Raw genomic sequence first — 18,100 nt, 5'->3', positions numbered from 1 at the left:
GCCGACATGAGCACTGCCCAACTCACCCTCGTTCTCGGCCTTGGCGAATCCGGCCTGGCGATGGCCCGCTGGCTGGCCGGGCAGGGCGCGGTGCTGCGGGTGGCGGATTCCCGTCAGCAGCCGCCTAATGCGGATCGCCTGCGTGGCGAGGTGCCGGCAGCGGAGATCGTCACCGGTCCGTTCGAACTGACTCTGCTCAACGGAGTGGACCGCATCGCGATCAGCCCGGGTATCGACCCGCGCCAGCCCCTTGTGCAGATGGCCCGCCAGCGCGGCATCCCGGTCGTCGGCGAGATGGATCTGCTGGTTCAGGCCCTCGAGATCCTCGGCGTGCGTGAGCAGACGAAGATCGTTGCCATCACTGGCACCAACGGCAAGACAACCACTACCACGCTGGCCGGCGAGATGGTGCGGGCCTGCGGTGTGGATGGCGTGGTTGCCGGCAATATTAGCCCGGCGGCGCTGGATGTATTGATGGGTCGTCAGGCCGCCGGTCAGGCGTTGCCTGCAGTGTGGGTACTGGAACTGTCGAGTTTCCAGCTGGAAACCTCGCCGGCGCTCGAAGCCGTTTCGGCCACGGTGCTCAACGTTACTGACGATCACCTGGACCGATACGACGGGCTGGACGACTACGCCTCCACTAAGGCGGCAGTCTTCCAGGGAAATGGCGTGCAGGTCCTGAACCGGGAAGATGCCCGCGTCGCGGCGATGGCCCTGCCGGGGCGACGCGTGTTCACTTTCGGCGTCGATGCGCCGGCCGGTGCCGATGATTTCGGTATGGTGCAGGTTGCCGACGGCGAATGGCTGGTGCGTGGAGCCGAGCGCCTGCTGGCGCGTTCAGAGCTGAAGCTGGCCGGCAGCCACAACGTCGCCAACGCGCTGGCCGCGCTGGCCTTGTGCGAGGCCGCCGGCCTGCCGCGGCCCGCCTTGGTGGCGGCGCTGAAGGCCTTCCGTGGCCTGCCGCATCGGGTCGAGCAGGTCGCCGAGCGTAGCGATGGCGTGACCTATTACGACGACTCCAAGGGCACCAACGTGGGCGCGACGGTTGCCGCGCTGGAAGGGCTGCGCCGCAAGGTGGTGCTGATCGTCGGCGGCGATGGCAAGGGCCAGGATTTTTCCCCCCTGAGGGATGCTTTCAGCCGCTACGCCCGCGCCGTTGTGTTGATCGGCCGCGACGCGCGGACCATCGAGGCCGCTGTGGTCGGTTGCGGCGTGCCGTTGATTCACGCTGCCGACATGGATGCGGCGGTGCTGGAAGCAGATGCCCGCGCCGAAACCGGCGACGTGGTGCTCCTGTCGCCCGCCTGTGCCAGCCTCGACATGTTCCGCAACTATGCCCATCGCGCCCAGGTTTTCATCGACGCGGTGAAACGTCTGCCCGGAGTGCGTGCCGTATGAAACTCGCTGCCCGCCTGTCCGATTTCTGGGCCCGTCATGCCGGCGACAACGGTTCGCTGGTGACCGGCCGCGCGGTCCATCGCCTGATGCGTCCGCTCGGCCAGCCGCGAGAGCTCGATCCGGCGCTGATCTGGTCGTCGGCGGCGCTGCTACTTATGGGCTTGGTGATGGTGTTCTCGGCGTCCATCGCGACTGCTGAAGGCAGCCGCATGTTCGGTCACCAGCCGGCCTATTTCCTGATCCGCCATGCGGTCTTCCTGACGATTGGCCTGATCGCCGGTGTGATGGTCTTCCAGATCCCGATGCGTGCCTGGCAGGAGATGGCGCCATTGCTTTTTATCGCCGGCGTGGTGTTGCTGCTGATCGTGCTGGTTCCCCACGTGGGGAGGGATGTGAACGGCGCCCGGCGCTGGTTGCCGCTGGGGGTCGTTAATCTGCAGCCATCCGAGTTGATGAAGCTGTTCGCCGCCCTTTATGCGGCGGATTACACGGCCCGCAAGCTGCCGTTGATGGGCAGCTTCAAGCAGGGCTTCCTGCCAATGGCCGGAGTGATCCTGTTCGTCGGCTTCCTGCTGCTGAAGGAGCCGGACTTCGGCGCCTTCGTCGTGATCACCGCGATCGCCTTCGGCGTGCTCTTTCTGGGCGGCATCAACGTCCGCCTGTTCGCGCTGCTGGCTGTGGTGGCGGCGGTAGGTTTCGTGCTGCTGATCACCTTCTCCGAGTATCGCCGCCAGCGCATCCTCGGTTTCATGGACCCCTGGCAGGACGCCTACGGCAAGGGTTACCAGCTGTCCCACGCGCTGATCGCTTTCGGCCGCGGAGAATGGTTCGGCGTCGGTCTCGGTGGCAGCATCGAGAAACTGTTCTACCTGCCGGAAGCCCATACCGACTTCCTGCTGGCGGTGATCGCCGAGGAGCTTGGCTTCGCCGGCGTGGTGACGGTGATCGTGCTGTTCGCGATCCTGATCCAGCGCGCTTTCGCGATCGGCCGTCAGGCTGTGGTGCTGGAGCGCAACTACGCGGCGCTGGTGGCCCAGGGGATCGCCATCTGGTTCGGTGTGCAGTCCTTCATCAATATGGGCGTGAACATGGGCCTGCTGCCTACCAAGGGGCTGACCCTGCCGATGATGAGCTTCGGCGGCTCCGGTATTCTCGCCAATTGCGTGGCCATCGCGATCCTGCTGCGGATCGACTGGGAAAACCGCCAGATCATGCGTGGAGGCAAGGCCTGATGCCGACGCTGTTGGTTATGGCCGGCGGTACCGGCGGCCACATCTACCCCGGCCTTGCCGTTGCCGACGCCTTGCGCGCGCGCGGCTGGAGGGTGGTGTGGATGGGCAACCCGGAGGGCATGGAAGCGCGCATCGTGCCGGCCAGCGGCTACGACATGGCCTGGGTGCGTTTCTCGGCTCTGCGCGGCAAGGGTGTGCTGCGCAAGCTGCTGCTGCCGTTGAACCTGCTGCGTGGCTTTGCCCAAGCCCTCGGCCAGATCCGGCGTGTCAAGCCGGATGTGGTGCTTGGCATGGGCGGCTATGTGACCTTCCCAGGCGGCATGATGGCGGCACTGCTCGGCCGGCCGGTGGTGGTGCATGAACAGAATTCCGTCGCCGGCTTGGCCAACAGGGTGCTGGCCGGCGTGGCCGACAAGGTGGTGACCGGTTTCCCGGGCGTGCTGAAGAAGGGTGAATGGGCCGGTAATCCGGTGCGTGCCGATATCGCCGCCGTGGCGCCTCCCGCGCAGCGTTTTGCCGGCCGCTCGGGCCCGCTGCGCGTGCTGGTGGTCGGTGGCAGTCTTGGTGCGGCAGCCCTCAACGAGGCGATGCCGAAGGCACTGGCGCTGCTGGCGCCTGCGCTGCGTCCGGTCGTCACGCATCAGGCGGGTGCCAGGCAGATCGATGCGCTGCGCGCGGCCTACCACGCGGCCGGTGTGGAAGGCGAGCTGCTGCCCTTCATCGACGACATGGCAGTGCGCTATGCCGATGCGGATCTGGTGATCTGCCGTTCAGGCGCGCTGACCGTCGCTGAGCTGGCGGCTGTCGGTGTGGCCAGCGTGCTTGTGCCCTTCCCCCACGCGGTGGACGACCACCAGACCGGCAATGCCCGCTTCCTCGCCGATGCCGGCGCGGCGGTGCTGTTGCCGCAAACCGAACTGACGCCGCAGCGCCTGGCCGCGCTGCTGCAGGAGATGGATCGCGAGCGCCTGCTGACGATGGCCGACAAGGCCCGCGGGTGTGCCAAGCCGGAAGCGACGGCCCGTGTGGCGGACGTCTGCGCCGGTCTCGCCGGCTAAAGGAAGAACGTGAAACACAAAGTCAAAAGCATTCATTTCGTCGGGATTGGCGGCGCCGGCATGAGCGGTATCGCTGAGGTACTGCTCAACCTCGGTTACGAGGTCAGCGGCTCCGACCTGGGCGACAACGTGGCGACCCGCCGCCTGCAGGCGCTGGGCGCCCGCGTGGTGCAGGGGCACGCCGCCGAGAACGTCGCCGAGGCCGATGCAGTGGTGACGTCCACCGCAGTAAAGGGCGACAACCCGGAAGTCATCGCCGCCCGCAACCGTGGTATTCCGGTGGTGCCGCGAGCCCAGATGCTGGCCGAGTTGATGCGCCTCAAGCAGGGCATCGCCATCGCCGGCACCCACGGCAAGACTACGACCACCTCGCTGGTGGCGAGCATCCTCGCCGAGGGCGGGCTGGATCCGACCTTCGTGATCGGTGGCAAGCTCAACGCCGCCGGCGCCAATGCGCGCCTCGGCAAGGGCGACTTTCTGGTAGCTGAGGCGGACGAATCCGATGCGTCCTTCCTGTTGCTGACGCCGGTGATTTCGGTCGTTACCAACATCGACGCCGACCACATGGAGACCTACGGCCACGATTTCGCGCGGCTCAAGCAGTCCTTCGTGGATTTCCTGCAGCACCTGCCTTTCTACGGCGTGGCGGTGCTGTGCGACGACGACAAGCATGTGCGCTCCATTGTGCCTCTGGTGTCCAAGCAGATTGTCCGTTACGGCTTCTCGGAGTCCGCCCACGTGCATGCGGAGAACATTCACGCGGTGGACGGCAAGATGACGTTCGATGTGCTGCGTCGCCACGGGGAGTTCGAGCCCCTGCACGTGGTTCTCAACCTGCCAGGCCGTCACAACGTGCTCAACGCGTTGGCGGCTATCGCGGTGGCGACCGAGGTTGGCGTGTCCGACGAGGCGATCGTGAAGGCCCTGGCCGAGTTCAAGGGCGTTGGCCGGCGCTTCCAGCGCTACGGTGAGGTGGCGCTGCCTAGTGGCGGTGCGATCACCGTCATCGACGACTACGGCCACCATCCGGTGGAAATGGCGGCGACCATTGCCGCCGCCCGCGGCGCCTTCCCGCACAAGCGCCTGATGCTGGCCTTCCAGCCGCACCGCTACACGCGGACGCGGGACTGTTTCGAGGATTTCGTGAAGGTCTTGTCCACCGTCGACGCGCTGTTGCTCGGCGACGTGTATGCCGCCGGCGAGGCGCCCATCGTGGCGGCCGACGGCCGTTCGCTGGCACGGGCGTTGCGCGTGGCGGGAAAGATCGAGCCGGTGTTCGTCGAGAACATCGAAGACATGCCGGCGGCCATCCTGGCCGCGGCGCAGGACGGGGACGTGGTGATCACGATGGGTGCCGGCAGCATCGGCGCCGTACCCGGCAAACTGGTGAGTGGTGGAGTCTAATAAGGTGGCAACTGAGGTGAGCAGTCGATTCGGAAAAGTGGCGGTCCTGCTGGGCGGGACGTCCGCTGAACGGGAGATTTCCCTGATGTCGGGAGGTGCCGTGCTGGCGGCCCTGCAGGGCGCGGGCGTGGATGCCCATGCCTTCGATCCGGCCGAGCGGGATCTGCACATCCTCAAGGAAGAGGGGTTTGACCGTGTCTTCATCGCGCTGCACGGGCGCGGTGGCGAAGACGGCACAGTGCAGGGCGCCCTCGAACTGATGGGCATTCCCTATACCGGCAGCGGCGTGATGGCCTCCGCCATCGCCATGGACAAGTGGCGCACCAAGCTGGTGTGGCTGGCCAGCGGCCTGCCGACGCCGCGCTTCGCAATCCTCGACGAGAGGACGGACTGGGATGCGGTGGTGGCTCAGCTTGGCCTGCCGATTTTCGTCAAACCGGTGCATGAAGGCTCCAGCATGGGCGCCGCCAAGGTCACCGAGGCGGGCCAGCTGAAGGCTGCCTGGGAACTGGCGGCCAGGTACGATTCGCTGGTGCTGGCGGAGGAGTTCGTGACCGGCCAGGAGTTGACCGCGCCCTTCCTCGGCGATCAGGCCCTGCCGCTGGTGCGCATCGTCGCGCCGGATGGCAACTACGATTACCAGCACAAGTACTTCACCGACGACACCCAGTACTTCTGCCCGAGCGGTCTGCCCGAGGCCCTTGAGGCCGAGATCAAGGTGGCCGTCGTGCGTTGTGCGCAGGTGCTCGGCTGTCGTGGCTGGGGCCGTGCCGACCTGATCCTGCGGGACGACGGCAGTTTCACGTTGCTTGAGATCAACACCGCGCCTGGTATGACCAACCACTCGCTGGTACCGATGTCGGCCCGTGTGTCCGGTCTGTCCTTCGAGGCCCTGTGCCTGGAAATCCTTGCCGGAGCGCGTCTTGGCTGACCAGCGCACCACTTCCAACGTTCCGCCGCCAGCGGGAGGCAAGGCTGCCCCTGCGAAGCGCGCGCGCGCCGCGCGCCCGGCCCGGGACGCGGGAGGGAACGGGCTGTGGGATCGTCCACAGCTCCTCAATCTCATTTCCGATGTGCTGATGGTGTTCGGCGCGGCGGGCCTCGGCTATGCGGCGGTGGCGGCGATTTCGCGCCTGCCGGTGTACCCGCTGCGCGAGGTGGTGGTGATGACGCCGCTGGCCCAGGTCACCACGGCCCAGCTGGAATACGCGGCGCGTTCGTCCTTGCGCGGGAATTTCTTCACGGTAGATCTGGATGATGTGCGCGGGGCCTTCGAGAAGCTGCCGTGGGTGCGGCGTGCCGATGTGCGCCGGCACTGGCCGGGCGGTATCGAAGTGCGTCTCGAGGAGCATGTTGCATCAGCCTACTGGAGGGTGGGCGAAACCGGTGACATGCGCCTGGTGAATCGGTACGGTGAAGTGTTCTCGGCGGCCAGCAATGCGCGCATGCCGATCTTCAGTGGACCTGAGGGCTCGTCCGGGGCGCTGTTGACCAAGTTCGACGAGTTCACCCGCAAGCTAGGCCCCCTTGGCAAGCAACTCGTCGGCGTCTCCCTGTCGGCCCGGGAGGCCTGGCAGCTGAAGATGGACGACGGCCTCACTATCGAGCTCGGACACGACCAGCCGAAGGCGCCGATCGACGAGCGCCTGGCCCGCTTCGTGAAGTATTACCCCCGCGCCAAGGCGCAAGTGAACATGAATGTGGCGGTAGTGGATCTCCGCTACCCCAGTGGTTTTGCCCTCCGGCCGATACCGCCTGCAGTGGCGGCGGGCAAGCAAGAAAGCAAAGGTAAGCGATGAGCAAGGAATATAAGGAACTGATCGTCGGCCTCGATATCGGTACATCCAAGATCACCTGCGTGGTGGCCGAACTCAAGCCGGACGGCCGCATGGACGTGATCGGCCTCGGCACGCAGCCGTCCTCGGGCCTGAAGAAGGGTGTGGTGGTGAATATCGAGGCTACCGTCGATGCGATCTCGCGGGTTATCCAGGAGGTCGAGTTGATGGCTGAATGCAAGATCCGCGACGTGTATACCGGTATCGCCGGTAGCCACATCCGCAGCTTCAACTCCAACGGCATGGTGGCGATCAAGGACAAGGAAGTCTCGCCGATCGACGTCGAACGGGTCATCGAGACTGCCCGCGCGATGCCGCTGCCGGCCGATCAGCAGATCCTGCACATCCTGACCCAGGAATTCATCATCGACGGCCAGGATGGCGTGCGAGAGCCGATCGGCATGAGCGGCGTGCGTCTGGAAGTGAAGGTGCACATCGTCACCGGTGCTGTGTCAGCGGCCCAGAACATCGTTAAGTGCGTGCGCCGTTGCGGCCTCGAGGTGCTCGATCTGGTCCTGCAGCCGCTGGCCTCCAGCTACGCGACCCTGTCGGAAGACGAGAAGGAACTGGGCGTGTGCCTGGTGGACATTGGCGGTGGCACCACCGACCTGGCCGTGTTTACGCAGGGTGCGATCCGCCATACCGCGGTGATTCCAATTGCCGGCGATCAGGTCACAAACGACATTGCGATGGCGCTGCGCACGCCGACCGCCGAGGCCGAGGAAATCAAGATCCGCCACGGTGTAGCGATGCACACGCTGGCCGATGCCTCCGAGATGATCGAGGTGCCGGGAGTCGGCGATCGTCCGCCGCGCAAACTGTCCCGCCAGGCGCTGGCCGACGTGATCGAGCCGCGCGTGTGCGAACTGTATGAACTGGTCCAGGCCGAACTACGCCGCTCGGGCTACGAGGAGTTGCTGTCCTCCGGCATCGTGCTGGCGGGTGGCGCAGCCGTCATGCAGGGCATGGTCGAACTGGGTGAGGAGATCTTCCACATGCCGGTACGGATCGGTTATCCGAAATACGACGGTGCGCTGGCCGACGTGGTTTGCGAACCGCGCTATGCCAATGCGATGGGTCTGGTGATGGAGGGGGCTGCGCAAAAGCGGCGAGGTATTCAGGCGCGTCAGACGCGCAATGTGGGGCAGGTGTTTTCGCGGATGAAGTCTTGGTTTGAGCGCAATTTCTGAGGGCCGTTGGGCCCGGTGGGTGAAATCATTGCAATTGGATAACAGTGTGCGAGCGGCCCTTATTTAGCTGTAAAATTTGCGGTTATCACTAAATATGGGGCCGGTTGCGCAGTGGCACGATCAGCGCAGTATCTCTTGGAGGCGAGGTAAATGTTTGAAATTGTTGAAAAGGCTGCTGGCGGCACGAACATCAAGGTGATTGGTGTCGGTGGCGCTGGTGGTAACGCGGTCGATCACATGATCCGCGAAGGGGTGCAGGGTGTCGATTTCATCGCCGCCAACACCGATGCCCAGGCCCTGACTCGTTGTCTGGCGCACACCAAGGTCCAACTCGGCAAGAGTGGTCTGGGTGCCGGCGCGAAGCCGGAGGCCGGTCGTGCCGCGGCCCAGGAGTCCCGCGACGCCATCGCGGCGGCACTGGAGGGGGCGCACATGTGCTTCATCACTGCCGGCATGGGTGGTGGCACGGGGACGGGTGCCGCACCGGTGGTGGCCGAGATTGCCAAGGAAATGGGTATCCTGACCGTGGCCGTGGTGACCAAGCCTTTCGATTTCGAGAACCGTATCCGCGTCGCCGAGAGTGGCGTGGAGGAACTCTCCAAGCAGGTGGACTCGCTGATCGTGGTGCTGAACGACAAGCTGCTCGAAGTGTATGGTGATGACGCCAGCTTCGAGGAGTGCTTCCGCTCCGCCGACAACGTGCTGACCTGCGCGGTCGGCGGCATAGCCGAAATCATCAACGTGCATGGCCTGGTGAACGTGGACTTCCAGGATGTGCGTACTGCGATGGCCGAAATGGGCCGCGCGATGATGGGTTCTGCCGAGGCGTCCGGCCTAGATCGTGCCCGTATTGCTGCTGAACAGGCTGCCGTGTCACCGCTGCTGGAAGGTACCGAACTGGCTGGAGCCCGTTGCGTGCTGATCAACATTACCGCTAACCGCAGCCTGAAGATGGCTGAAGTCCGTGATGCCGTGCGCACCGTGCAGGCCTTCGCTGCTCAGGAAGCCTTCGTCAAGTACGGTACGGTCTTCGATGAGGATATGGAAGATCGCATCCGCGTTACCGTGGTTGCTACTGGCCTCGGCGTGGTGCGTGCAGCCGCTGCACGCAAGCCGGAGATGCAGGTGATCCGCACCGGTACCGACAACGTCGGCATGGAAGTGGATTACGGTAACCTGGAGCTGCCGGCCGTGATCCGCCGCACGTCCCGTACGACGGTCGAGGCCATGAGCGCCAACGGTATGTCCACGCTGGATATCCCGGCTTTCCTGCGCAAGCAGGCGGACTGACCCGCAAAGAGCCGCCCCTCGTGGTGGCTTAGACAAACGCGCAGTGGGACGTTGCCTCCGTCCGCTGCGCGTTTGTCATTTGGATGCCGGGTGGTCTACGCTTGATGCTGCAGTGCGACAAGGGTGGTGTGTTAAAATTCAACGAGTTGAATGCGAGACCGGATCATCATGTTGAAGCAGAGAACCCTGAAAACCCTCGTCAGCGCTACCGGTGTGGGGCTTCACAGCGGCAACAAGGTCTCGCTCACGCTGCGTCCGGCGGCGCCGGATACTGGCATCGTCTTCCACCGCGTCGATCTCGATCCGGTCGTGGATCTGCCGGCTGACCCCTATGCCGTGTGCGATACGCGCATGTGCTCGGGCCTGCAGAAGGATGGTGCGAAGGTCAATACCGTCGAGCACCTGATGTCCGCGCTGGCCGGGCTGGGCGTCGATAACGCGCACATCGACGTGGACGCGGCGGAAATTCCCATTCTCGATGGTAGCGCCGGCCCGTTCGTGTTCCTGATCCAGTCCGCCGGTATCGAGGAGCAGGAGGCACCCAAGCGTTTCCTGCGGGTCGTCAAGCCGGTCGAGTACGTGGAGGGGGACAAATGGGTGTGCCTGGAGCCCTACGACGGCTTCAAGCTGAGCTTCTCCATCCTGTTCAACCACCCAGCCATCGACAGTACCGGAACATCCGTAACCGTGGATTTCGCCGAGCACTCCTATGTGCGCGAAGTCGCCCGTGCACGCACCTTCGGCTTCATGCAGGACGTGGAGTTCATGCGCGCGAATGGTCTTGGTCTGGGCGGGAGCCTCGATAACGCGATCGTGATGGATGAATACCGCGTGCTGAATGCTGATGGCCTGCGCTATGCGGATGAGTTCGTGAAGCACAAAGTGCTCGATGCTATCGGCGACCTGTACCTGGCGGGCCATTCCTTACTGGCGTCCTATAGCGCCTACAAGTCCGGACATGCCCTGAACAATCAGATCCTGCGTGTGCTGCTGGAAAACCGCAGCGCCTGGGAAATCGTCACCTTCGAGGAAGATGCCAAGACGCCGCCAGCGGTGGCGCAACTCTTCGACCTTGCCAGCGCCTGAGGTTTGCCTTGCTGATCCTGCGCATTGTGGCGGTGTTGGTGGCGATCGGAATCGGGGCATCGGTGTTCGCCTTCATCTTCACGCGGGAGCAGCGCTATCTGGTGCTGGGTTGGCGCCTGTTCCGTTACGCCATCATTGTTGCGCTACTGTTTTTCGCGCTGCTGATCCTCGAGCGCGTGCTCGTTCCGTTCGTCTAACCCGTATTCTTCACGAAACGCTTCAGGGCCTTGGCCAGCGGTGAATCGGCCGGGAGGTCGGAGGCTAGCTGGTCGAGTCCGCTGCGGGTCGAGTCGCTGATGTGGCGGGACGGCGGTGGGGGAGGGGCCGGGCGGTATTCTCGGACCGCGACCTTGACCTTGATGTCGCGGAGCAGCACCCCGGCCCGAGCAAAGTCAGTCAGCAGGCTGGGTACAGCCTGGCGTAGCTTGACGGCCAGCCCGGCACTATCCACGTGCAGTACCAGTTCCTCCCCCTTCAGGTTGGCGACTTTGCAGCTGCGGGCCATGTAGTCGGGCAGCAGGGCGTCGAGCTGACGCTGCAGACGCAGGAGGCGGCCTGCGTGGGCCTGCAGGCGGGACAGGGTGGTGCCGTTGCCGAGGAAATTGTCGATCGAACTGGTGCTCATGGGGCTTGGATTTCGGGAATGCGCCCCCATGCTATGGAGAACGTTCGTGTCGTACAAGCGGGCGCCCGCCCGTGGGCCTGTCATGGTCGAGTCCGGACGCCATGTTAGAATCGGCGTTTTGCCGCGTTTCCCCTTCCAAATCAAATGATCGCAGGCCTACTCAAGAAAATTTTCGGCAGCCGTAACGACCGCCTGATTCGCCAGTACACGCAAACGGTGCGCAGCGTCAACGCGCTGGAGCCGAAGATTCAGGCCCTGTCCGACGAGGAGCTGCGTGGGAAGACCGCTGAGTTCCGCCAGCGCATCGCCAATGGCGAAAGTCTCGATGCTCTGCTGCCGGAAGCCTTTGCCGTGGTTCGGGAAGCGGGTAAGCGCGTGCATGGGATGCGCCACTTCGATATGCAACTGGTCGGCGGCATGGTGCTACATGATGGCAAGATCGCCGAAATGCGTACCGGCGAGGGCAAGACCCTGACCGCGACGCTGCCGGTGTATCTCAACGCGCTGTCCGGCAAGGGCGTACATGTCATCACGGTCAACGACTACCTGGCCAGCCGCGACTCTGACTGGATGGGGCGCATCTACCGTTTCCTCGGCCTGTCCGTGGGCTGCAACCTGTCGCAGATGCCCCACGACCAGAAGAAGGAAGCTTACGCGGCGGACATCACGTACGGTACCAACAACGAGTTCGGCTTCGACTACCTGCGCGACAACATGGTTTACGACGTGGCCGAGCGGGTGCAGCGCGGCCTTAACTACGCAATCGTCGACGAGGTGGACTCCATCCTCATCGACGAAGCGCGGACGCCGCTGATCATCTCCGGGCAGGCTGAGGATCACACCGAACTCTACCTGCGCATGAACGCGGTGCCGCCCTTGCTCAGTGTTCAGGAAGGTGAGGGCGAGAACATCACCACGCCGGGCGACTACACCGTCGACCTGAAGGCACATTCGGTGTTGCTCACCGAAGAAGGCCACGAGCACGCCGAGCAGATCCTTGCCAACCTGGGCCTGCTGGCCGAGGGGACCAGCCTTTACGATCCCAGCAATATCCTTCTGATCCACCACCTCTACGCGGCGCTGCGCGCCCACGCGTTGTATCACAAGGACCAGCATTACGTAGTGCAGGACGGCGAAGTGGTGATCGTCGACGAATTCACCGGCCGCCTGATGTCCGGGCGTCGCTGGTCCGAAGGCCTGCACCAGGCCGTCGAGGCGAAGGAAGGGGTGCGTATCCAGGCCGAGAACCAGACACTGGCCTCGATCACTTTCCAGAACTATTTCCGGATGTATGGCAAGCTGGGCGGCATGACCGGTACGGCAGACACCGAAGCCTACGAGTTCCACCAGATCTACGGTCTTGAGACTGTCGTCGTGCCGACCTCCCGTCCGATGATCCGCAAAGACCAGAACGACAAGGTATACCGCACCCTGAAGGAAAAGCACGACGCTATCGTTGCCGACATCAAGGAGTCGGTCGCTCGTGGTCAGCCGGTGTTGGTCGGGACGACGTCGATAGAAAACTCTGAAGTGCTGTCCGACCTGCTGACCCGTGCCAAGCTGCCTCACAACGTGCTGAACGCCAAGCAGCACGCCCGGGAAGCCGAAATCGTTGCGGAAGCCGGCCGGCCAGGCGTCATCACGATCGCCACCAACATGGCCGGTCGCGGTACCGATATCGTGCTGGGTGGCAACGTGGAGAAACCCATTGCGCTGATCCGTGAAGACGAGTCCCTCGCTGCGGCGGACAAGGACGCTCAGATCACCAAGCTGCGCGAGGAATGGAAGGTCCGCCACGAACAGGTGCTGACGGCCGGCGGCCTGAAGATCATCGGTACCGAGCGTCACGAGTCGCGCCGTATCGACAACCAGCTGCGCGGTCGTTCCGGCCGTCAGGGCGATCCGGGCGAGAGCCGCTTCTACCTGTCCCTCGAAGATCCGCTGATGAAGATCTTCGCCGGCGAGCGCCTCAACGCGATCATGGTGCGCCTCAAGATGCCCGAGGGCGAGGCCATCGAAGCGGGTATGGTGACCCGTTCGCTTGAAACCGCCCAGCGTAAGGTCGAGCAGCGCAACTTCGATATCCGCAAGCAGCTTCTCGAATACGACGACGTCTCCAACGATCAGCGCAAGGTGATCTACCAGCAGCGCAACGAACTGCTGGAAAGCGCCGACATCGCCGAAACCATCACGGCGATGCGCGAGGGTGTCCTGCACGACCTGTTCCGCATCTACGTGCCGGTCGATTCCGTCGAGGAACAGTGGGACATCTCCGCGCTCGAACTGGCTCTGGAGTCCGAATACCAGCTTAAGCTGCAGGTGGGCGAATGGGTCAAGGCGGAGCCCAATCTCGCCGACGAGGACATCTTGCAGCGCATTCTCGAGGCGGGCGCCCAAGCCTACGCGGACAAGGTCGCTCTGGTGGACATCAATGCCTGGCGTGGTTTCGAGCGCAACGTGATGCTGCAGAGCCTGGATACTCACTGGCGTGAGCACCTGTCCGCCCTTGATCATCTGCGCCAGGGCATCCACCTGCGCGGTTATGCGCAGAAGAATCCGAAGCAGGAATACAAGCGCGAAGCTTTCGAACTCTTCGAGAGTCTCCTGCAGGTTGTGCGTACCGAAGTCACCAAGTTGCTGATGACCGTGCAGATCCGCTCGGAGGCTCAGCTGGAGGAGGCTGAGGCGCCGCCCGAGTTGGAGAACGTCCAGTATCACCATGCCGATTACGACGAGGCTCTGGCGATCGCCAACCCGGACCGGGATACCGTGCAGCCGCAGGTGAACCTCGCGCCCAAGGCGGGCCGCAATGATCCTTGCCCCTGCGGCTCCGGCAAAAAGTACAAGCATTGCCACGGTAAGCTGAGCTGAGTTAGCTTGATGTGGACTACGGGGCCGGCGTCATGCCGGCCCCGTTCGTTTACAGTCTGCCTCAAGATGGGCAGCCGGCAGCCGTTATGGGGCGAGAGGTGAGGGCATGAGTCAGAACGATCAGGATTTGTCGGCGTGGATTGAGCGGATTCGCGGGTGTGAAATGCCTGTCTTCGGGCATACGGTCCAGGCCCTGCGTGAGATCATGAGTGATGAGCGGGCGTCCGCATCGGCGTTGGCGCAGGTCATCCTCAAGGATGCGCCGATGACGTCCAAGGTGTTGCGCCTTGCCAATAGCGCCTATTTCAACAACGCGCGCCAGAGCGTCAATACGGTGTCGCGAGCCATTGTGGTGCTGGGCTTCGATCCGGTGGCGGAACTTGCGCTGTCGGTGTCGCTGATCGATTCCCTGTTGAAGGGCGGTGTGCGCAGCCGTGTGCAGATCGAGATGGCTCGTAGTTTCCATGCTGCAGTGCAGGCGCGTTGGGTATCGGCGCGACGGGGCGATGGATCCGGTGAAGAGGTCTTTATCGCCGCGCTGCTGGCACGCGTCGGTGAAATGGCGTTTTGGTGTTTCGGCGGTGCGCACGCGCAGACTCTCGACCGTTGCCTTACCCAGTCCCAGATGCGCGAGGAGGAGGCGCAGCAGATCGTGCTGGGTTTTTCGCTACGGCATCTGTCGGTTGGCCTGGTCCGTGAATGGCGTCTTGGCAGCCTGGTGGCGGCGGCACTGGAAGGGGATCCCCGTAGCCGCGGACCGGAGCGGGCTGTTGTCCTTGGGCATCGGCTGGCCCGTGCCGCGGAAAGCGGCTGGGATTCTCCGGCCGGTAGGCAGGCCGTCCGCGATGTGGCTGATTACCTCGGGCAAAGTGTTTCGATCGTGCAGGCGGAGGTGATTGCCAATGCCAATGAAGCCGCGCGGGTGGCCGGTACCTTCGGGGCGCCGGAGGCAGCCAGGATCATTCCGCATCGAGACCTGCCCGCTGAGCCTGATGTGCCTGCGGTCGTGGTTCCGGCGGGGCCGGATGCTGGTTTGCAGTTGCGGATTCTGCATGACCTGACTGCACTGACCTTGAGCCGTGCGAGCATTGCCGACATTCTTCAACTGGTGCTCGAAGGCGTGTATCGCGGTGTCGGCTTCGAGCGCGTGGTTGTCGCCTTGCTGACGCCAGACCGGAGTGAACTGCAGGGTAAGGCTGCGTTGGGTGTTGGTGGCGAGAGTTTGTGCGCCCAGTTTGCGTTCCGGATGGACGGCGATCCAGAAGATGTGATCGATGCGGCGATCGACAGCGGAGTGGCTGGCTGGGTTACACCAAAGCGCAGTCAGAAGGAGATCCGTCGTCTGTTACGGGTGACCGCTTGTAACCACGCTTTTGTCGTGCCTTTCGGCATGGCCAACCGATGGATCGGCGTGCTGTATGCCGATCGGGGGGGAAAACCGCTTGACGATGAGAGCTGGCGTGCCGTCCAGCATTTCGCATTGCAAGCAAGCCTGGCTGTCGGGATGCGTGCGTCAGACAGCGATTATTCTCAGGCCAAGTGGTGAGACAGGTACAGGTCGCGGGTGCGCCGGTAAGGACTCCAGGATTATCATTGCGGGTCTTTATTCATCCGCACTCGTTTCCGGAGCCCTGTCATGCCCGTTCTGCTTTCTCCCCCTGATGCTGCAGCCCTCTTACCCGTTGCCGGTGTCCGTCTCGGTGTGACCGAGGCCGGTGTCCGCAAGGCTAACCGGAAGGATCTCACACTGATCGAATTGGCGCCGGGCTCCCGGGTTGCTGGCGTGTTTACGCAAAACCGCTTCTGCGCCGCGCCCGTCCAGGTGTGCAAGGCGCATCTCCCATCCGGGAACATCCGTGCGCTCGTGATCAATACCGGTGTCGCCAATGCTGGTACTGGAGAACCGGGCCTGGCAGCGGCTCGTGAGACCTGTGCTGCGGTCGCTGCGGAACTGGCTGTCGAGCCTGGTCAGGTGCTTCCGTTCTCGACCGGCGTGATCCTCGAGCCGCTGCCGGTGGAACGGCTGGTGGCCGGACTGCCGGGCGCCAAGGCAGCCCTCAAGGCGGATGGGTGGTATGACGCAGCCCACGGCATCATGACTACCGATACGGTGGCCAAGGCCACTTCCCGCCAAGTGCAGATCGGCGGCAAGACGGTGACGTTGACCGGTATTTCCAAAGGGGCTGGCATGATCAAGCCCAATATGGCGACCATGCTGGGCTTTCTGGCCACGGATGCAGATGTGGCTCAGTCGGTCCTGGATGCTTTGCTGAAGGAGGTGGCGGATCTGTCCTTCAATAGCATCACCGTGGATGGCGACACCTCCACCAACGACAGCTACATCCTCATTGCCACCGGCCAGGCAGGCAATGCCACCATCACCGATACGACCTCGGCGGACTACGCGGCCTTCCGCGCCGCAGTTCTGGACGTCTCGATCTGGCTGGCTCAGGCCATCGTGCGCGATGGCGAGGGCGCGACCAAGTTCATTACACTGCAGATCGAAGGTGGTAGGGACCGCGAAGAATGCCGCAAGGTGGGCTACGCAATCGGCCATTCGCCGCTGGTCAAGACCGCCTTTTTCGCGTCCGACCCCAATCTGGGCCGGATCCTGGCCGCCATCGGCTATGCCGGTATCGGTGATCTGGACGTTTCCGCGCTGCGTGTCTGGCTGGCCAGCAACGGGGAGGAAGTCCTGGTTGCGGAGAAAGGCGGACGGGCCGCGAGCTATCAGGAAGAGGCCGGCGCCCGAGTGATGGCCGCTGCCGAAATCACAATCCGGGTGGACCTGGCCCGAGGCGACGTCGCAGCCACCTTGTGGAGCTGCGACTTCTCCTATGACTATGTGAAGATCAACGCGGACTATCGCTCCTGATCCATGTGGTCACGCCCTGCGTCAGACGTTCTGGCGCAGGGCATCGACGACCTGTAGTCGGGTTACCTTGAAGGCCGGCAGGATTGAGGCCAGTACGGTTCCCAGGAATCCGACGCAACCCGATGTCAAAAGAGTCATCGGCACGATGCGGATGAACGCGGTATAGCCCACGTTGGCATTCGGAGGCGGTGGCATCGGGATGCCGATGGCTGAGATTCCCAGCGCCGCCATTACGCCGAGAAAAACTCCGATCACGGCTCCCGCGAGGCCCAGGATGGCGCTCTCGGTAAGGATCAATTGAATGATGTCTCTTGAGCTGTTGCCGAGCGCCTGCATGGTGCCGAATTCGCCCTGACGCTCAAAGACGCTCATATTGACGCTATTGGTCACCGACAGCAGCACCATCAACAAGATGATCAACTGCAGAACGCCGAACTGGCGATCGTAGAGTTGAACCGTTTTTTCGTAGAAATCGGACAGGTTTTTCCAGCTGCGAACGTCGTATGGGCTGCCTTGGAGTTCAGCGCGTAATTCACCAAGAACCCGGTCAGTATCGTCGGTCTTGTGTAGCGACACCACGAGCATGTTGGCGCCCTTTGTGAACATCAGCTCCTGAGCGGCTGCGAGGGGAATGCGAACAGCTCGCGCATCGAAGTCCTTGGAGAAGCTCTGGAACACGCCAATGACTTCAAAGTCCTGGGTATTCATTGCGCCTTCTGCTGCCGACAGGACGAGCGTGATGCGGTCACCGGGCTTCAGTCCCAGCGTTCTGGCAACACCTTGGCCGACGAGGATGCCTTCGTGGTCGCTATCCTTCAGGTGGCGCCCCTCGGAGATCATGATGAAGCTGCCGAGTTTGGTTTCCTTGTCTGGTTCGACCCCCTCCCCGATGATCGAAAGATCCCGTTTGCCGTTGTTCAGCAGACCCGAGAAATAGATGCGTCCCATGACCTGATCGACGCCTGCATGTTTCTCGATGCTGGAGGCCAGTTTGGCCGGCGTATCAATGAGGTAGCGTTCAGGGGAGCGTGTGCCTTTTTCCACGAAATCCTTCTTGAAGACTTGCAGATGCCCGGTTTGCGAGTGGATGATGACCTCGCCCAACTGGATGAAGGTGTCTTGCACGAAGCCACCCGCCAGAATCAGGCCGATGACGCCGAAAACAATGGCCGCAAGGGTCATCGCGGTGCGGGTTTTTTGTCGGAGTACATTGCGGAGCGCGAGCTTGAGATACAT

Annotated in this window: 15 protein-coding genes; 13 read left to right on the top strand and 2 right to left on the bottom strand. The window is 63.2% G+C overall.

Annotated elements, in window-relative coordinates; genetic code table 11:
* Positions 1 to 6: 6 nt before the first annotated feature.
* The 10 genes from murD (at position 7) to AC1PPK_RS00315 (ending at position 10,690) form a co-directional block, all read left to right on the top strand.
* Complete coding sequence (gene murD, locus AC1PPK_RS00360) at positions 7 to 1,398, top strand: UDP-N-acetylmuramoyl-L-alanine--D-glutamate ligase (protein ID WP_481115866.1); 1,392 nt, start codon at positions 7 to 9, stop codon at positions 1,396 to 1,398.
* On the top strand, positions 1,395 to 2,630 hold the full coding sequence (gene ftsW / locus AC1PPK_RS00355) for a putative lipid II flippase FtsW (RefSeq protein ID WP_481115865.1): 1,236 nt from the start codon (positions 1,395 to 1,397) through the stop codon (positions 2,628 to 2,630). The genes murD and ftsW overlap by 4 nt, the downstream gene beginning before the upstream one ends.
* On the top strand, positions 2,630 to 3,688 hold the full coding sequence (gene murG / locus AC1PPK_RS00350) for an undecaprenyldiphospho-muramoylpentapeptide beta-N-acetylglucosaminyltransferase (RefSeq protein ID WP_481115864.1): 1,059 nt from the start codon (positions 2,630 to 2,632) through the stop codon (positions 3,686 to 3,688). The genes ftsW and murG overlap by 1 nt, the downstream gene beginning before the upstream one ends.
* 9 nt (positions 3,689 to 3,697) lie before the next feature.
* Entirely contained in the window at positions 3,698 to 5,092 is a 1,395-nt protein-coding gene (murC, locus tag AC1PPK_RS00345) for a UDP-N-acetylmuramate--L-alanine ligase (RefSeq protein WP_481115863.1), read from the top strand.
* A gap of 16 nt (positions 5,093 to 5,108) precedes the next feature.
* Positions 5,109 to 6,023: a D-alanine--D-alanine ligase gene (locus tag AC1PPK_RS00340; RefSeq protein WP_481115862.1), complete on the top strand. Its 915-nt coding sequence runs from the start codon at positions 5,109 to 5,111 to the stop codon at positions 6,021 to 6,023.
* Positions 6,016 to 6,891, top strand: a complete 876-nt coding sequence (locus tag AC1PPK_RS00335; RefSeq protein WP_481115861.1) for a cell division protein FtsQ/DivIB — start codon at positions 6,016 to 6,018, stop codon at positions 6,889 to 6,891. The genes AC1PPK_RS00340 and AC1PPK_RS00335 overlap by 8 nt, the downstream gene beginning before the upstream one ends.
* Positions 6,888 to 8,117 (top strand): cell division protein FtsA, encoded by a 1,230-nt coding sequence (ftsA, locus tag AC1PPK_RS00330; RefSeq protein ID WP_481115860.1) that lies wholly within the window; start codon positions 6,888 to 6,890, stop codon positions 8,115 to 8,117. Before AC1PPK_RS00335 ends, ftsA begins: the two co-directional genes overlap by 4 nt.
* Positions 8,118 to 8,267: 150 nt before the next feature.
* Complete coding sequence (ftsZ, locus tag AC1PPK_RS00325) at positions 8,268 to 9,407, top strand: cell division protein FtsZ (RefSeq protein WP_481115859.1); 1,140 nt, start codon at positions 8,268 to 8,270, stop codon at positions 9,405 to 9,407.
* Between the two features lie 168 nt (positions 9,408 to 9,575).
* Positions 9,576 to 10,493 carry a UDP-3-O-acyl-N-acetylglucosamine deacetylase gene (gene lpxC, locus AC1PPK_RS00320; protein ID WP_481115858.1) on the top strand — a complete coding sequence of 306 codons (918 nt, stop codon included), beginning with the start codon at positions 9,576 to 9,578 and terminating at the stop codon, positions 10,491 to 10,493.
* Positions 10,494 to 10,501: 8 nt separating this feature from the next.
* Positions 10,502 to 10,690 (top strand): hypothetical protein, encoded by a 189-nt coding sequence (locus AC1PPK_RS00315; RefSeq protein WP_481115857.1) that lies wholly within the window; start codon positions 10,502 to 10,504, stop codon positions 10,688 to 10,690.
* On the opposite strand, the gene AC1PPK_RS00310 is transcribed toward AC1PPK_RS00315, so the two are convergent.
* Complete coding sequence (locus AC1PPK_RS00310) at positions 10,687 to 11,118, bottom strand: DciA family protein (protein WP_481115856.1); 432 nt, start codon at positions 11,116 to 11,118, stop codon at positions 10,687 to 10,689. The two genes, AC1PPK_RS00315 and AC1PPK_RS00310, sit on opposite strands and share 4 nt — an antisense overlap.
* 144 nt (positions 11,119 to 11,262) lie before the next feature.
* On the opposite strand from AC1PPK_RS00310, the gene secA reads away from it, so the two are divergent.
* From secA to argJ, 3 genes are all read left to right on the top strand, one after another.
* Positions 11,263 to 13,989: a preprotein translocase subunit SecA gene (gene secA / locus AC1PPK_RS00305; RefSeq protein WP_481115855.1), complete on the top strand. Its 2,727-nt coding sequence runs from the start codon at positions 11,263 to 11,265 to the stop codon at positions 13,987 to 13,989.
* Positions 13,990 to 14,095: 106 nt separating this feature from the next.
* A complete protein-coding gene (locus AC1PPK_RS00300; protein WP_481115854.1) occupies positions 14,096 to 15,535 on the top strand; it encodes an HDOD domain-containing protein in 1,440 nt (479 codons plus the stop codon).
* 90 nt (positions 15,536 to 15,625) lie between these two features.
* Positions 15,626 to 16,864, top strand: coding sequence for a bifunctional glutamate N-acetyltransferase/amino-acid acetyltransferase ArgJ (argJ, locus tag AC1PPK_RS00295; protein ID WP_481115853.1), 1,239 nt, complete (start codon positions 15,626 to 15,628; stop codon positions 16,862 to 16,864).
* 21 nt (positions 16,865 to 16,885) lie between these two features.
* On the opposite strand, the gene AC1PPK_RS00290 is transcribed toward argJ, so the two are convergent.
* Positions 16,886 to 18,100 (bottom strand): ABC transporter permease, encoded by a 1,215-nt coding sequence (locus AC1PPK_RS00290; protein WP_481115852.1) that lies wholly within the window; start codon positions 18,098 to 18,100, stop codon positions 16,886 to 16,888.

The sequence above is a fragment of the Zoogloea sp. JDB1 genome (genome assembly GCF_056724025.1).
Note: the sequence above shows the minus strand (reverse complement) of the source record. Positions and strands in the feature narration are given on the sequence as shown.

Excerpts from the sequence above, each read along its gene's own strand:
- murD (WP_481115866.1), top strand. The coding sequence starts at position 7 with ATGAGCACTGCCCAACTCACCCTCGTTCTCGGCCTTGGCGAATCCGGC.
- ftsW (WP_481115865.1), top strand. The coding sequence starts at position 1,395 with ATGAAACTCGCTGCCCGCCTGTCCGATTTCTGGGCCCGTCATGCCGGC.
- murG (WP_481115864.1), top strand. The coding sequence starts at position 2,630 with ATGCCGACGCTGTTGGTTATGGCCGGCGGTACCGGCGGCCACATCTAC.
- ftsA (WP_481115860.1), top strand. The coding sequence starts at position 6,888 with ATGAGCAAGGAATATAAGGAACTGATCGTCGGCCTCGATATCGGTACA.
- ftsZ (WP_481115859.1), top strand. The coding sequence starts at position 8,268 with ATGTTTGAAATTGTTGAAAAGGCTGCTGGCGGCACGAACATCAAGGTG.
- lpxC (WP_481115858.1), top strand. The coding sequence starts at position 9,576 with ATGTTGAAGCAGAGAACCCTGAAAACCCTCGTCAGCGCTACCGGTGTG.
- AC1PPK_RS00310 (WP_481115856.1), bottom strand. The coding sequence starts at position 11,118 with ATGAGCACCAGTTCGATCGACAATTTCCTCGGCAACGGCACCACCCTG.
- secA (WP_481115855.1), top strand. The coding sequence starts at position 11,263 with ATGATCGCAGGCCTACTCAAGAAAATTTTCGGCAGCCGTAACGACCGC.
- AC1PPK_RS00300 (WP_481115854.1), top strand. The coding sequence starts at position 14,096 with ATGAGTCAGAACGATCAGGATTTGTCGGCGTGGATTGAGCGGATTCGC.
- argJ (WP_481115853.1), top strand. The coding sequence starts at position 15,626 with ATGCCCGTTCTGCTTTCTCCCCCTGATGCTGCAGCCCTCTTACCCGTT.
- AC1PPK_RS00290 (WP_481115852.1), bottom strand. The coding sequence starts at position 18,100 with ATGTATCTCAAGCTCGCGCTCCGCAATGTACTCCGACAAAAAACCCGC.